Origin of the sequence: Nonomuraea sp. MG754425 (genome assembly GCF_021699195.1) — a bacterium.
GTDB lineage: Bacteria > Actinomycetota > Actinomycetes > Streptosporangiales > Streptosporangiaceae > Nonomuraea.
Genome location: NZ_SSXE01000012.1, coordinates 73,894 through 86,669, shown reverse-complemented (window position 1 = coordinate 86,669; position 12,776 = coordinate 73,894). Strand labels below are relative to the sequence as shown.

The 12,776-nt window shown below is 72.0% G+C and carries 9 protein-coding genes; 7 read left to right on the top strand and 2 right to left on the bottom strand.

Annotated features, from left to right (window positions below; translation table 11 throughout):
* Nucleotides 1-134: 134 nt before the first annotated feature.
* Nucleotides 135-1,121, top strand: coding sequence for a hypothetical protein (locus FAF44_RS06620; protein WP_237102135.1), 987 nt, complete (start codon nucleotides 135-137; stop codon nucleotides 1,119-1,121).
* Entirely contained in the window at nucleotides 1,118-1,858 is a 741-nt protein-coding gene (locus FAF44_RS06615) for a WXG100 family type VII secretion target (RefSeq protein ID WP_237102134.1), read from the top strand. Before FAF44_RS06620 ends, FAF44_RS06615 begins: the two co-directional genes overlap by 4 nt.
* 13 nt (nucleotides 1,859-1,871) lie before the next feature.
* Here the strand turns inward: FAF44_RS06615 and eccB are convergent, their stop codons facing one another.
* On the bottom strand, nucleotides 1,872-3,299 hold the full coding sequence (gene eccB / locus FAF44_RS06610; protein ID WP_237102133.1) for a type VII secretion protein EccB: 1,428 nt from the start codon (nucleotides 3,297-3,299) through the stop codon (nucleotides 1,872-1,874).
* 93 nt (nucleotides 3,300-3,392) lie between these two features.
* Between eccB and FAF44_RS06605 the strand changes: the two genes are divergently transcribed.
* Together FAF44_RS06605 and FAF44_RS06600 are read left to right on the top strand one after the other, a co-directional pair.
* A complete protein-coding gene (locus FAF44_RS06605) occupies nucleotides 3,393-3,782 on the top strand; it encodes a hypothetical protein (RefSeq protein ID WP_237102132.1) in 390 nt (129 codons plus the stop codon).
* Between the two features lie 50 nt (nucleotides 3,783-3,832).
* Nucleotides 3,833-5,071 carry a WXG100 family type VII secretion target gene (locus tag FAF44_RS06600; protein WP_237102131.1) on the top strand — a complete coding sequence of 413 codons (1,239 nt, stop codon included), beginning with the start codon at nucleotides 3,833-3,835 and terminating at the stop codon, nucleotides 5,069-5,071.
* Nucleotides 5,072-5,143: 72 nt separating this feature from the next.
* On the opposite strand, the gene FAF44_RS06595 is transcribed toward FAF44_RS06600, so the two are convergent.
* Nucleotides 5,144-9,763 (bottom strand): FtsK/SpoIIIE domain-containing protein, encoded by a 4,620-nt coding sequence (locus FAF44_RS06595; RefSeq protein ID WP_237102130.1) that lies wholly within the window; start codon nucleotides 9,761-9,763, stop codon nucleotides 5,144-5,146.
* A gap of 330 nt (nucleotides 9,764-10,093) precedes the next feature.
* On the opposite strand from FAF44_RS06595, the gene FAF44_RS06590 reads away from it, so the two are divergent.
* Genes FAF44_RS06590 through FAF44_RS06580 form a run of 3 tightly spaced genes read left to right on the top strand, consistent with a single transcriptional unit; the run spans nucleotide 10,094 to nucleotide 12,772 of the window.
* Nucleotides 10,094-10,762 carry a hypothetical protein gene (locus FAF44_RS06590; RefSeq protein WP_237102129.1) on the top strand — a complete coding sequence of 223 codons (669 nt, stop codon included), beginning with the start codon at nucleotides 10,094-10,096 and terminating at the stop codon, nucleotides 10,760-10,762.
* A gap of 1 nt (nucleotide 10,763) precedes the next feature.
* Entirely contained in the window at nucleotides 10,764-11,480 is a 717-nt protein-coding gene (locus FAF44_RS06585) for a hypothetical protein (protein WP_237102128.1), read from the top strand.
* A complete protein-coding gene (locus FAF44_RS06580) occupies nucleotides 11,477-12,772 on the top strand; it encodes a CpaF family protein (protein WP_237102127.1) in 1,296 nt (431 codons plus the stop codon). Before FAF44_RS06585 ends, FAF44_RS06580 begins: the two co-directional genes overlap by 4 nt.
* Nucleotides 12,773-12,776: the final 4 nt, after the last annotated feature.

Sequence of the window (12,776 nt, the reverse complement as noted above, 5' to 3'; positions counted from 1 at the left end):
CGCCCGCGCCCGGGAGGTCGCTGTTCGGGAGATCGGTGTGCGGGAGGGCACAGCGATCTGGAGCGGGAGACGTACATGCCGGAGGACAAGAGCGCCTGGAGCCTGGGCCATGAGACCACGGAGCCGGTGATCGGATGACGGGCGGCGGATACTCCCTGCCGGACTACGGGCCGCCGTCGTCGGGCATCTCCTTCACCAAGGAGCAGCTCGCGGCCCGATCGAGCCAGATTGCTCCGTCGGTCGACCGCATCGACGGCCTGGAGCAGGGAACCGGCAACCTGGGGGTTCCCCTGCCGCATTTCGGTGTGATCGGCTGGTCGATCCAGGGGCTGCACACCGACGCGATCAACGAGCAGCGCGAGGCGCTGGCCAGGGCCCGCAGAGCGCTGGAGAGCTGGATGCCGGCCCTCGAAGCGGCCGACAAGAACTACCAGAAGGCCGACGAGGACAGCGACACCGATCTCGAGGACATGGGCGGCATGGGTGGCCTCGGCGGTGCCGGCGACCTCGGCGGCCTAGGCGACCCCGGCGGTCTGGACCCGGACCTGCCCACCGGCCCGGAGGTGCCCGAACTGGACCCCGACCTGCCGGAGACCCCCGACGGAACCCTCCCGGACGACTCGCTGCCCGACAGCGACCTCCCGGGCGCGGGCGACCTCCCGAACACCGATCTCCCGAACAGCGACCTCCCGGGCGCGGGCGATCTCCCGAACACCGACCCGGCGGACATGAAGGTCCCCGACATCGACTCGGCGCTCAACGACCCCGCCAAGACCGACCTGTCGGCCTACCAGCCCAACACGCCGCAGGTGCCGAACAACCTGGGCTCGCTGGACCCCTCCGCCACGGGCACCCGCACGGGGCCCGGCGGCACCCTGGGGGGAACCGGCCTTGGCACGGGAGGCGTCCAGAACGCCGGCCTCAACGGTCTCGGCGGTGCAGCGCGCGGCCTGAACGGGTCGGGCATGCCGATGATGCCGTTCTCCCCGATGGGCGGCGCGGGCGGCGCGGGCAACCAGGAGCGCGACCGCGAGAAGACCGTCGGACTGTCGGAGGACGAGGGCGTCTGGGGCGGCGATGAGGACATCGCGCCTCAGGTGATCGGGCAGGAGGACGTGTGAAGGGCTACATGTGGACGTACCTGGGGGCCGTGGCTGCAGCCGGGGTAGCGGCGTTTATGATCAAGGACCGTTGGGCGTACACCATCGTCGCCGCCATGGGCACCATGATCTCAGATCCCGATGGCATGGCGGATTCCGCCGCGGGGTGGTCAACGGGCGAGCTCGAAACCCTGAGCGGCGAACTCGACGCGCTGAAGACCGCGCTCCAGGAGAACGGAACGTGGGAGGGCGAGGCGTTCACCGCCTTCGAAGACATCCACGGGCGTTTCAAGGAATCGATCGCGAACCTCGACGAAGTCCGGAACAGCACCGGCGAGGCGGTCGACTCGACGGCCTCCTTCTACGCCGTCGGCGCCATCGTCTGCGCGGGCATCGCCGCCGTCATGGTGGCGTGGGCGTTGGTCGTACAGCTCGCCCAAGTACACCCGACCACTTTCATGGCCGCGAAGGTGAGGGGACTCCCGCTAGGGCAGAAGCTCATCAATCTCATCAAGGGAGTCCTCTCAAAACATAAGGGCATCACCATTGCCCTGACCGCGGTCATCGGCATGGCCGTGTTCCAGTCCAGGGCGACCGGCCAGGTCTTCCCCGGCCTCGAGGCCATGCCCGCGTCCGAGATGGACATGGGCGCGATGACGTTCACGAGCGACGGCATGACGTACGACGAGAACGTGGCCAGCCTCATGCCTGAGGTGGACGAGACCATGGCGCAGGACACCGGCGGCATCTCCATCTAGCCCGGCGCGGGACTCACCGCGCCGGCTGGATGGCCTGCACCTCCTGGACGGGAGTCCTGGCCGCGGCCGGGTCCAGCGTCGGGCCGTCGGGGATCAGCCGTAGCAGGTGGGCGGGCACCGGGGCGACGTCCGCCGCCTCGTATCCGAGCTTGCCGACGGCGTCCGCGGAGGTGAGCTGGTATCTCCTGCCCTGGTCGGTGATGAGCGAGTACTGCTGCACGGCCGACAGTTGCCCGTCGCCCGGCAGGGTGCCGGCCAGCACCGCGCCGCCCGGCGGAAGCAGCACCTGGTCCACCTTGTCCGAGCCGGCGCTCACCGTCGGCTGGGGGATGGTGATCCTGCTGCCGGTGGTCAGCACGGCCTTGGTCGAGCCCTGCACGGTGTTCGCGTAGACCGCGCACAGCGGGGCCGACGCGCTCGGCACGCGGAAGCTCGGCATGGTCGCGGGGAGCGCGTTGTTCATCATCGTGCGCGCGGAGTCCTTGGTCGCGTTGGCGGTCGCCGAGTCGATCGTGGTCTCCCGGACCGGGCTCCTGCCGTAGGCGGTCTTGCTGGCCGGGTCCTGGAGCAGCAGCATGGCCTGCGTCTGGTTGATGGCCGCCAGGCCGTCGGCGAGCAGGACGTACCAGCGCTCGCCCGCGCCCCCCATGCCCGCCACCTTGTACACGCGCCCGACCCGGGCACTCGCCCCGCCGGGGCCGGTCGCCTTCCTGCCGAGCTGGGGGATCCGGCCGGCCGCGAAGTCGACGCCCGCGGGGATGGAGTTCACCCACGAGGCGGGCACGCGGCGCGGCGTCTGGTCGCTGAGCCGGTCCACGTTCGCCGCCCGCAGGCGCTGGTTGGCCCAGAGCACCCAGCTCTGCTGGCCGTCGTTGACGAGCAGCGCCTCGTCGCCCACCGGCGTGCCGCCGATGTCGGTGCCCGCCACGAGTGACACGAACGACTTGGGCGTGCCGGTGGCGTCGGTCCCCTCGGCCACGCACGACGACCACGGGCCCTTGACCAGCCGCTCCCGTTTGGGCAGCGAGTCGGGCGCGCCCGGGATGCCCACCTTCTGCCCGCGCGCGAACCCGGCGAGCGATTCGGCGGACACCGTTCTGACCGTGATGTCGGTGTCTTCGAGCATGAGGCGCGCGGACACGTAGTTCGCCACCGGCTGGAGCCGTCCGGACTGCTGGTTGTAGACGAAGGAGGCCCCGGTCTCCTCCTCGATGAGGAGCTGGCCGGGGTCGGTCAGCTTGGTCGCGTTACCCGGGCTGAGCAGCCCCCAGATCCCGAATCCGGCGACGATGAGGACCGCGATCAGGAGTCCCGCGAACGTCGCCACGTTCTGCCGGCGCATGGGGGACTCCGGCACGTCCGGTTCCCCCTGCAGCAGGGCCATCCCCAGGCGCTGCTGCATCAGCCGTTGCGCCTGATATAGGTCCTTCTGGGTCTGCATGTTGGCTAATGTTACGCATGTTGGCTATGAGTTTTCTGTACTGAGTGAGAACATCCGAGTAGGCTCTTTGATCGAGTGGCAAGGGGGAAACTCGTGGGAGAAACCCAACCGCCGGCGAACTGGCCTGGACTCGAAGCCGAACGGGACGGCGTCACGTACAGCGCCGAGAAGATCATGAATGTCGCCGAAGAGCTGCGCGAGGTGATGAAGCCCATCAGCGGGGAGGGCAGCCGTTCCTCCCGCCAGGGCTCGCTCAACGACCTTGCCGCCTACGGCGACCTCTCCGACGTGCGCCGCCACCTGCTGAGCATCGACGACTGGCCGGGCGGCGCGACCTTCGGCGACACGCTGCGGCAGAGCTACGACGAGTTCATGGCCGTGTACGAGGAAGTCCTGGAGAACTTCGGCACCGCCATCGCGCTGGTGGAGGCCGGGGCAGGCAACTACCAGGCGACGAATGGCGCCAACGAAGGCGTGGTCTGAGCGTTATGGCAGAGAACAAGCAGACGACGCATCAGTTGAAGCCGATGTGCATGCCTTCCGACGTCCGGACCGGTGGCCGCAGCGTCGAGGGAGTCGTCAACTTCATCAACGGCTTCGACAAGACGCGGATCCAGAATGCGTCGATCGCCTACAGCGACGCCCAGGAGGTGGTCAACACCGCCAAGACCGAGCTGGAGACGCAGGCACGCGAGCTCGCCAAGCACTGGGAGGGGTCCGCCTCGGTCGAGGCGCAGCAGGCGCTCGGGGTGCTCTTCGTGACGCTGGGCGAGCTGGCCGAGAAGCTGGGGGCGATGTCCGCCCCCCTCACGAGCCTGGCGACCGTGGTGGACAAGCACCAGTCGTTCATCACGGACACGTGGAAGGGCGTCATGCCCACCTGGGCCAACCAGTCCCTCGGCACCTGGAACGACAGCATCACGGACTACTACAGCACCTACACCGGCGTCTACGGCGGCGACAACGCCACCGGCAAATGGGGATCCCAGGACGAGCTGGCGGGGCACCACCTGCAGGTGTTCAGCAACGACCTGGCATACGTCCACACCGAGATGCCGAACACGCTCGACACCGTGCTGCGCACCATCAGCCTCCCCGGGCAGGACGAGGGGGACCTCGACCCGATCGACTACTCGCAGTTCGGCGGCACAGACAACGGCGGCCTTGGCAACGGCGGCTACGACCCCGACATGACCGGCATGCCGAACGGTGGCGTGGACCCGTACCGGCCCTCGCTCGGTGCCTACGACCCGTCCAACGGCTCGGGCCTGCCCGGATCCGGCACGAACCCGGGCGACTACCCGGGCGGCGGCGACTCCGGTGGCCGGAACCCGGGCGGCCAGGACCTGAACGGCACCGGCGCGAACGGGAACGGCACGAACGGGAACGGCACGAACGGCACCGGCGCGAACGGCAACGGCACGGGGCCGAACACGAGCCTGCAGGACTACAACCCGTCGCTCGCGAACACCGGGACCAACCCCACCACGAGCGGCTACGGCACCACCCCGGCCTACAACAGCGGCAGCACCTCCACCGGAGGCGGCGGCGTGTACGGCGGCGGAGGCGGCATGGTCCCCACCACGGGCGGGCTGAACGGGCGAACCTCGTCCGTCGGCCGCAACGGCATGCCCTTCATGCCGATGGGCGGCATGGGCGGCGGCGGTGCGGGCCAGGAGTCCAGCGACCGCGAGTCGACCACGTGGCTGCACGAGGACGACGACGTGTGGGGCGGCGACTCGAACTCCGCGGTGAACGACCGGATCGGCTGACCGCGTCCGGCACAGCCTGCGGACGAGGCCCCTCCCGGGTTCCGGGAGGGGCCTCGTGCCTGTCTGACACGGTCAGCCGCCGTCCGGCAGGGCCGCCTGGACGGGCGTCAGGATGCCGCTCGTCACCAGGAAGCCGCGGCCCTGCGGCCCGCCCGTCGTCCCGCGCGGGAGCCGGATCGTGAACAGGTCGCCGTCGGTCTGCCCCTGCACGGCCAGCAGCAGCCCGGTACGCGACTTGCGGGCCTCGGCCACGAACCCGCGATAGGCCACGGCCAGGTCGCCCGTCGTACCGGCGATCAGCAGGCCGTGGTCGCCGTCGCGGCCCGTGCGGAGCACCTCCTCCAGCGCGGTCCCGAGCGGCCCGTCGGGGTTGACCAGTTCGGCGTCGTCCACCAGCACCGCGTAGTGTTCCAGGCCGGACACCAGCTCCGTCAGGTTCGCCGCCTCGCCGTCGAGGACGGCCAGCGCCCCCGCCAGCTCCCGCAGCGGGCTGCGCCTGGGGGCGACCGCGACCACCGGCGTGCCGCGGGCGATCAGCGACCGGGCGGCGGTCAGCAGCGCCGACGAGCGGCCGGAGCGGGACGGCCCGGCGATCACCGCGGCCGGGCCGTGGGCCCGCAGGTCGAGGCCGAGCGGGGCGAGGGCGTCGCCGCCCGCGCCGACCAGCGTCCACAGCGGCGACGGGGGCTCGAAGCCGGGATCGAGCGCCAGGGTCTGGGCGGCGGTGACACGCGTCGGGAGCGCGTCCACCCGCAGCGGCGGCGTTCCTGCCCACCGCCAGGGACCGGGGGCCGCTCCCAGAGCATGCGAGGGCGGGCTCGCGGCGGATCGGGCCAGCGACTGGAGCGCCGCCACCTGCGCCGGCCCCGACGGATCGGCGGCCAGCAGGGCGATGTGGTGCTCCACGATCCCGTGCTCGCCCATCGACAGCGCCCGCCCGGCAGGCATCGACGCGGGCAGCCCCTTGAGCGGGAACCCCGCCAGGCCGTAGTCCGCGCTGTCGGACAGCCGCAGCAGCAGCCGGTCGTCGAAGACCGTCGAGACCTGCCCCATCAGCCCCGACCGGTCGCCGCTGACCACGGCCCGCAGCCCCACCGCGGGCCCTTCCCGCAGGAGCTGGAGCAGCGCCTCGATCAGCCGTCCGTAGTCGTAGCCCTCGAAGGCCGCGACGAACCCCTCCCAGCGGTCGAGCATGAACACCAGCCACGGCAGCCGGTGCCCCGCCTGCCGGTACTCGGCCAGCGACGCGTGCCCGGCCTCGGCCAGCAGTTGCTGCCGTCGGCCCACCTCCACCCGCAGCCGGGTCAGCAGCCGCTCCACCCGGTCGAGCTGGTCGCGGGTCACCACGGCCCCGCAGTGCGGCATCGCCACCAGCGGCAGCAGCGCGCCCGAGCCGCAGTCGACGGCGTGCAGGTGCACGTCTTCGGGGGAGGCGTGGGCCGCGATGGAGCCCGCGAGGGTGCGCAGCGCCGTCGATCGCCCGCTGCGGGCCGAGCCGGCGAGCAGCAGGTGACCCCCGTGGGCCACGTCGAGCGCCAGCGGACGCCGGTCCTGCGCCCACGGCCGGTCGGTGACGCCGAACGGCAGCGGCGGCACCTCGGCGAATCCGTCTTCGGCGGCCTCCGGCGTCCCGGCCGGGAGGTCGAGGACGAGCCGGTCGGGCAGCGGGTCGAGCCACGGGCTCGGCTGGGCCGGCACCCCGGCCAGCCGGGCGGCCTCGATGAGGGCGTCGGCGACGAGCGTGAGGTCGGTGGTCGCCGAGCCCTCCTCGTCCGGACGGGGCGGCGGCGGCAGCGGCCTGCCCAGCGCCTGCCACTCCACGTCGAGCACCCGCAGGACGTCCTCGGCCCGCTCGCCAGGAGCCGCGGACGGGGCCGGGCTGCGACCGCCGACCCTGGCCGTCTGCACGGCGATCGCGCCGCCCACGCCCGAGCGCACGTAACACCGTCCGGGCGTGGACTTGGAGATGTGCGCCGCGTCCGGCAGGTCGATGACGTCGGTGGACTCGGCGGGCTCGGTCACCCGCAACGCGATCCGCAACGACGTGTTCGCCTGGATGTCCGCCGTCACCACGCCGGCCGGCCGCTGCGTGGCCAGGATCAGGTGGATGCCCAGCGACCGTCCACGGCGGGCGATGTCCACGAGTCCGGTCACGAAGTCGGGCAGTTCGGCCACCAGCGCGGCGAACTCGTCGATGATCAGCACCAGCCTGGGCATGCCCGGCCCGGTGTAGTCGTCGATGTCCTTGGCCCCGGCGGCCAGCAGCAGCCGCTCCCTGCGCCGGATCTCGGCCGCCAGCGAGTCGAGGGCCCGCTGCGTCAGGTGGCCGTCGAGGTCGCTGACCATGCCGACCGTGTGCGGCAGGCGGACGCACTCCTTGAACGCGGCCCCGCCCTTGTAGTCGATGAGCACGAAGGTGAGCTGGTCGGGCCGGTTGGCCACGGCCAGCGAGCAGATCAGCGTCTGCAGCAGCTCCGACTTGCCCGCGCCGGTCGTGCCGGCGATCAGCCCGTGGGGGCCGTCGAGCCTGAGGTCCACCGTGAACGGCCCGTCGGGGCCGACGCCGATCAGCGCCTCGGTGCTGCCCTGCGCGTCCCAGCGGGCGGCCAGCTCCGCGCCGGAGGGGGCGGTCAGGCCCATCAGGTCGAGCAGGCGGGCCGCGTCGGGGAGGTTGCCGGCGGTGTCGTCCCTGCTGACGTCGCGGATGGGGGCCAGGGCCCTGGCCAGGCGGTCGCACCAGGCGGCCGAGACGAGGTCGCCCAGCAGCGGGCCGATGACGTCGAGGCCGCCGCCGCGCAGCCGGACGAGGCCGTCGCCGCCGCACTCGGCCACGGTCTGGCACTCCTCGGGCAGCAGCCGCTGGTCCTCGTCCACGGCCAGCGTGTACACGCCGGAGCGCGGGCCCTGGCGCAGCACCTGCGGCATGCCGGGCAAGCCGCGCAGCACCTGAGCGCCGTCGAGGACCACCAGCACGTCGTACGGGCGCACGTCGTAGGCGGAGAACGCGGGCTTCTCGGGCCCGCCGAGGTCGTCCCAGCCGGTGGGGACCTTGCCCAGCTCGGGGATGGCGGTGTTCTGGCGCTCGTCGATGAGGGCGGCCAGCTCGGCGACGCGGCGGGCGGCCGAGTCGGGGTCGGCGCCGACCAGCGCCACGCACTCCTCGCCGGCCCGCGGCGCGCAGTGCGGCAGCCAGCGCAGCCAGCTCCACCGGTGCTCGGCGTCCGGATGCGCGGAGATCACCACGACGGCCAGGTCGCGGGGGCTGTGGAGGGTGGCGGCCTGCGCGACGAGCCAGCTCACCAGGCTGATCGCGGACGTGCGGGGCCCGGTCACGCCGGCCACCCCCAGCCGCCGCATGGGCAGCGCCACCGGCACGGAGCGGCAGATCGGCGGGTCGATGGCCCCGCCCTGCTCCTCCTTCAGCTCCAGGTCGGCGGGCAGGTCGGCGAGCCCGACCCGCAGCCGGAGCGCGTCGGAGTCGTGGATCCGGCGCTCCCACAGCCGCCTGCGCGGCCCGGTGGCCGTCAGCAGCACCTGGGCGGGATCGGGCGCGTCGGCCCGGCGGACCGCCTCGTCGGCCGCGCGGGCCCGCTCCACCTCCTCGTCGTACGCCCGGAGGCGCTCCTCGTGCTCCTTGAGCGCCTTCCTATGCTGCTTCCTGCCGTGCCGCCGGTCGCTCCACCACTGCCCGATCATGATGACCGGCGTCATGAGGGCGACGAGCAGGTAGAACGGCTGCTTGAGCGCGAAGGCCAGGGTCACGCCGAGTACGGCCGGCAGGAACGCGGCCAGCAACTGCAGGCGCATCCCCTCGTTCCTGGTCGGCTCCTTCGGCCGGACGAACGCCCGCTGGGGCTCCGGCCGCCGCAGCCTGGGCGGGCGGTTGTAGGAGACGCCGCCCTCGCCGCGCGGTGCGAGGTGGGCGTCCCTCGGCTCGATGGAGGTCAGCGTGAACACCGACGTCCCGCAGGTGAGCATGGCCTGGTCGGGCCACTCGACCGGCTCGGTGAGCGGCCGGCCGTCGAGTTCGGGCACCTCGCCGTAGCCGGCCGCCAGTTCGGCCGCCTCGCGCGCGGCGGTGCGGGCGGTGAGGTCGGCGACCTCCTCGGCCCAGCGTCCCTTGAGCTTGAGCCGGGGCGCCTCGGCCGCCGGCTGCCAGGCCCGTTCCACGGTGATCGACTCGGGCGTCACGCGGACGGTCACCGCCTCGGGCGCCAGCGCCGGGTCGCCGGCCGCCACCGTGCACATGGGATCGGAGCCGATGACGTGCACGCCCAGCCCCAGCCGGTGCACCGCGCCGGCCGCCGGGCCGCCCACCACGCGCACCTCGGCGACGCCGCCGGGCTCCTCGACGACGGTCGCGCGGGCGAGGTGGGCCTCCAGCGTGACCTTGTCGCCGTCGCGCAGCACGGCGCTGATGGGGGCGAGCGGGTCGAGGGGCCGGCCGTCGCGCCACAGGGCGGGCGGCCCCATGTCGGCCCGCTCGGGCCGGCGCGGCGGGGGCACGCGGGGCCCGCCGCCGCCCGCCACGTCGTACGGCGCCGCCCTGGCCTTGGGCAGCCGGACGACGCGCGCCAGCGGGCCGTGATCGCTGAGCTCCGCGCTGAGCGTTGCCACCGTGGCGCCGTCGTCGCCGTCGATCACGACGTCGCGGTCGCCCTGCCCGCCGATCACGGTGAGCATGATCCGCATGGTGCCGTCTCCTCGGTCGACTTCGGTCGCCAAAGGTAGCGCCAGGAACGTGGCCGGGCGGGCCGGTTGACGGCAATGGCATGGCTGACCGCCCGAATGCCGCAGATCAGGAAAAAGTTGTGATTGATGTGTCTGAAGTTAATGAAGAGGCGACTAATCGGATGAAAATGCATCCGTCAACTCGATAGAAACAATAGGCATCGATTATTTCCGCTTGACACCATGTCACCTGCGAAACAAGCATGGGTGGGCGAATTCCGCCTCCGTCGCCGTAACGATCCCCACATAATGGCGTGAATTCCGCAATTCACCTTCGGGAGCCCCCCACCCATGAGGACCAGTGAAAAGCCTGCCGCCAACGGGGCGGCCGGGCTGTCCGGCCCGGCCTCGCGCAAGCTCCCCGTCCCGCCCCGGGAACGCAAGCCGGCGCTGGCCGCGCTGGCCGTCCTGCTCATCCTGGGCGGCGCGCTGGCCGCGACCCTGCTCGTGCTGAACAGCGGCGACCGCGTCTCCGCCATCCGCATCAGCCAGCAGGTCGGCGCGGGCCAGCGGATACCCAAGGAGGCGATCGAGGAAGTGAAGATCGCCGACACCGGCATCGACTTCGTCTCCTGGTCGCGCAGGGCGGAAGTGGCCAACAGCTTCGCGGCCGTGACGATTCTCCCCGGCACGCTGATGACGAACGCGATGGGCGCGAAGACCAGCACCGAGTTGGGGCAGGGAAAGGCGACCGTCGGGCTGGCTCTCAAACCCGGGCAAATGCCTGCGGGCATCCAACAAGGCGATCGCGTGCAGGTGATATTCGTGCCGAGCCGGTCGAGCGAGGGAGAAAGCCGGGTGCTCGCCGCCAGCGCGCTCGTCTTCGCCGTGGGCGACAAGAGCAGATCCGGCAGTTCCGGTCAGCTCACCGTGGTCGTCGAAGCCCCGGCCGCGCCGGTGATCGTGGCCGCCGCCTCCAGCGGGCAGATCGCGGTGGCCGAGCTTCCGGGGGCACGCTGACGTGGCGCTGATCGTACTGGCCGCCGACAAGGGAGCGCCGGGCGTGACCACCGCCGCCACGGCGCTCGCGGCGGTCTGGCCCCGTCCCGTGCTGCTGGCCGAATGCGACCCGGCCGGCGGCGACCTCGCCTACCGGCTGCCCGCCGAGGGAGGCGGCGTGCTCAACCCCGGCAGAGGGCTGCTCACGCTGGGCGCCACCGCGCGCCGCGGCCTCGAGGCCGCGCAGATCCAGCAGCACACCCAGAAGATCGTCGGCGGCCTCGACGTGCTGGTCGGGCTCACCCACGGCGAGCAGGCCGCCGGGCTCACCTGGCTGTGGGGCCCACTGGGCAGGTCGCTGGCCGCCATCCCCGACGCCGACGTGATCGCCGACTGCGGACGGCTGGGTGCCCACCCGCAACTCGCCGACCTGATGGCCGAGGCCGAGCAGGTCGTGCTGCTCACCAGGGCCACCCTCGACCACGTGGCCCACCTGCGCGAACGCCTCCAGCTCAGCAAGGCCCACGGTGTCGTCGTCATCGCCGACCCGCGCAACTACCGCGGCTCCATCGAGGACGTGCGCCGGATCGTCGGCCCGAGCGTGCAGTTCGTGCACGGCCTGGCCCACGACCCCAAGGGCGCCGAACTGCTGCGCGGCCAGTGGGGCGGGCGGCTGGACCGCTCGCTGCTCGTCCGCACCGCACGAGACCTGGCGTCGAGGCTGGTGAGCCACCGATGATCGACCACACCCTCGTCAAACGCTTCCGCCAGGAGGTCGGCGACCGCCTGGCCCACCAGCGCCGGCTCGACCAGGCGGGCGGCCTGCCCCCGATGACCGGTGAGGACGAGCGCCAGTTCGCCAGGGCGCTGATCTCGCAGGTGCTGGAGGAGCACGCGCGCAACGAGATCGGCCTCGGCCGCACGCCGCCCAACGTCGAGGAGGAAGAGGGGCTCGCGGCCGGCATCCACGCGGCGCTGTTCGGGGTGGGCCGGCTGCAGCCGCTGCTCGACGACGCCCAGGTCGAGAACATCGACATCAACGGCTGCGACCGGGTGTTCGTGAGCTACGCCGACGGCCAGGAACTCACGCACGACCCGGTCGCCGACACCGACGACGAGCTGATCGAGCTGATCCAGATCCTGGCGGCGTACTCGGGGCTGTCGAGCAGGCCGTTCGACACCGCCAACCCCCAGCTCGACCTGCGCCTGCCCGACGGCTCCCGGCTGAGCGCGGTCATGGACGTCACGGTCCGGCCGGCCGTGTCGATCCGCCGCGCCCGCCTGGGCAAGGTGTTCCTGTCCGACCTCGTCGGCAACGGCACCATCAGCCCGGACGTCGGACGGTTCCTGAAGGCGGTGATCGCCGCCCGCAAGAACATCATGATCGCCGGGTCCACCAACGCCGGCAAGACCACCCTGCTGCGCGCCCTGGCCAACGAGATCGCGCCCGTCGAGCGCCTCATCACCGTCGAACGCGCCCTCGAACTCGGCCTCGACCAGTTCTCCGAGCTGCATCCCAACGTCGTCGCCTTCGAGCAGCGCCTGCCCAACTCCGAGGGCCAGGGCGAGATCTCCATGGCCGAACTCGTCCGCCGCTCGTTGCGGATGAACCCCAGCCGGGTCATCGTCGGCGAGGTCCTCGGCGACGAGATCGTCACCATGCTCAACGCCATGACCCAGGGCAACGACGGCTCCCTGTCGACCATCCACGCCAACTCCAGCATGGAGGTCTTCAACCGCATCTCCACCTACGCCCTGCAGGCCCGCGAGCGCCTGCCCATCGACGCCACCCACATGCTCATCGCCGGGGCCATCGACTTCGTGGTCTTCATCGAGAAACGCAACGACTACCACGTGGGCGGGCGGCTGCGCCGCTACGTCTCCAGCATCCGCGAGGTCAACGGCTGCGACGGGCGCGTCCTGTCCAGCGAGGTGTTCGTGCCGGGCCCGGACGGGGCGGCGCTCCCGCACGCCCCGATCTCCTGCCTGGAGGAGCTGGCCGCCCACGGTTACACCCCGGGAGGCTGGTGACCGG

What these genes read in the sequence shown, in the direction of transcription:
- eccB (WP_237102133.1), bottom strand. Translation starts at nt 3,299, where the DNA reads ATGCAGACCCAGAAGGACCTATATCAGGCGCAACGGCTGATGCAGCAG.
- FAF44_RS06590 (WP_237102129.1), top strand. Translation starts at nt 10,094, where the DNA reads ATGAGGACCAGTGAAAAGCCTGCCGCCAACGGGGCGGCCGGGCTGTCC.
- FAF44_RS06595 (WP_237102130.1), bottom strand. Translation starts at nt 9,763, where the DNA reads ATGCGGATCATGCTCACCGTGATCGGCGGGCAGGGCGACCGCGACGTC.
- FAF44_RS06620 (WP_237102135.1), top strand. Translation starts at nt 135, where the DNA reads ATGACGGGCGGCGGATACTCCCTGCCGGACTACGGGCCGCCGTCGTCG.
- FAF44_RS06580 (WP_237102127.1), top strand. Translation starts at nt 11,477, where the DNA reads ATGATCGACCACACCCTCGTCAAACGCTTCCGCCAGGAGGTCGGCGAC.
- FAF44_RS06600 (WP_237102131.1), top strand. Translation starts at nt 3,833, where the DNA reads ATGCCTTCCGACGTCCGGACCGGTGGCCGCAGCGTCGAGGGAGTCGTC.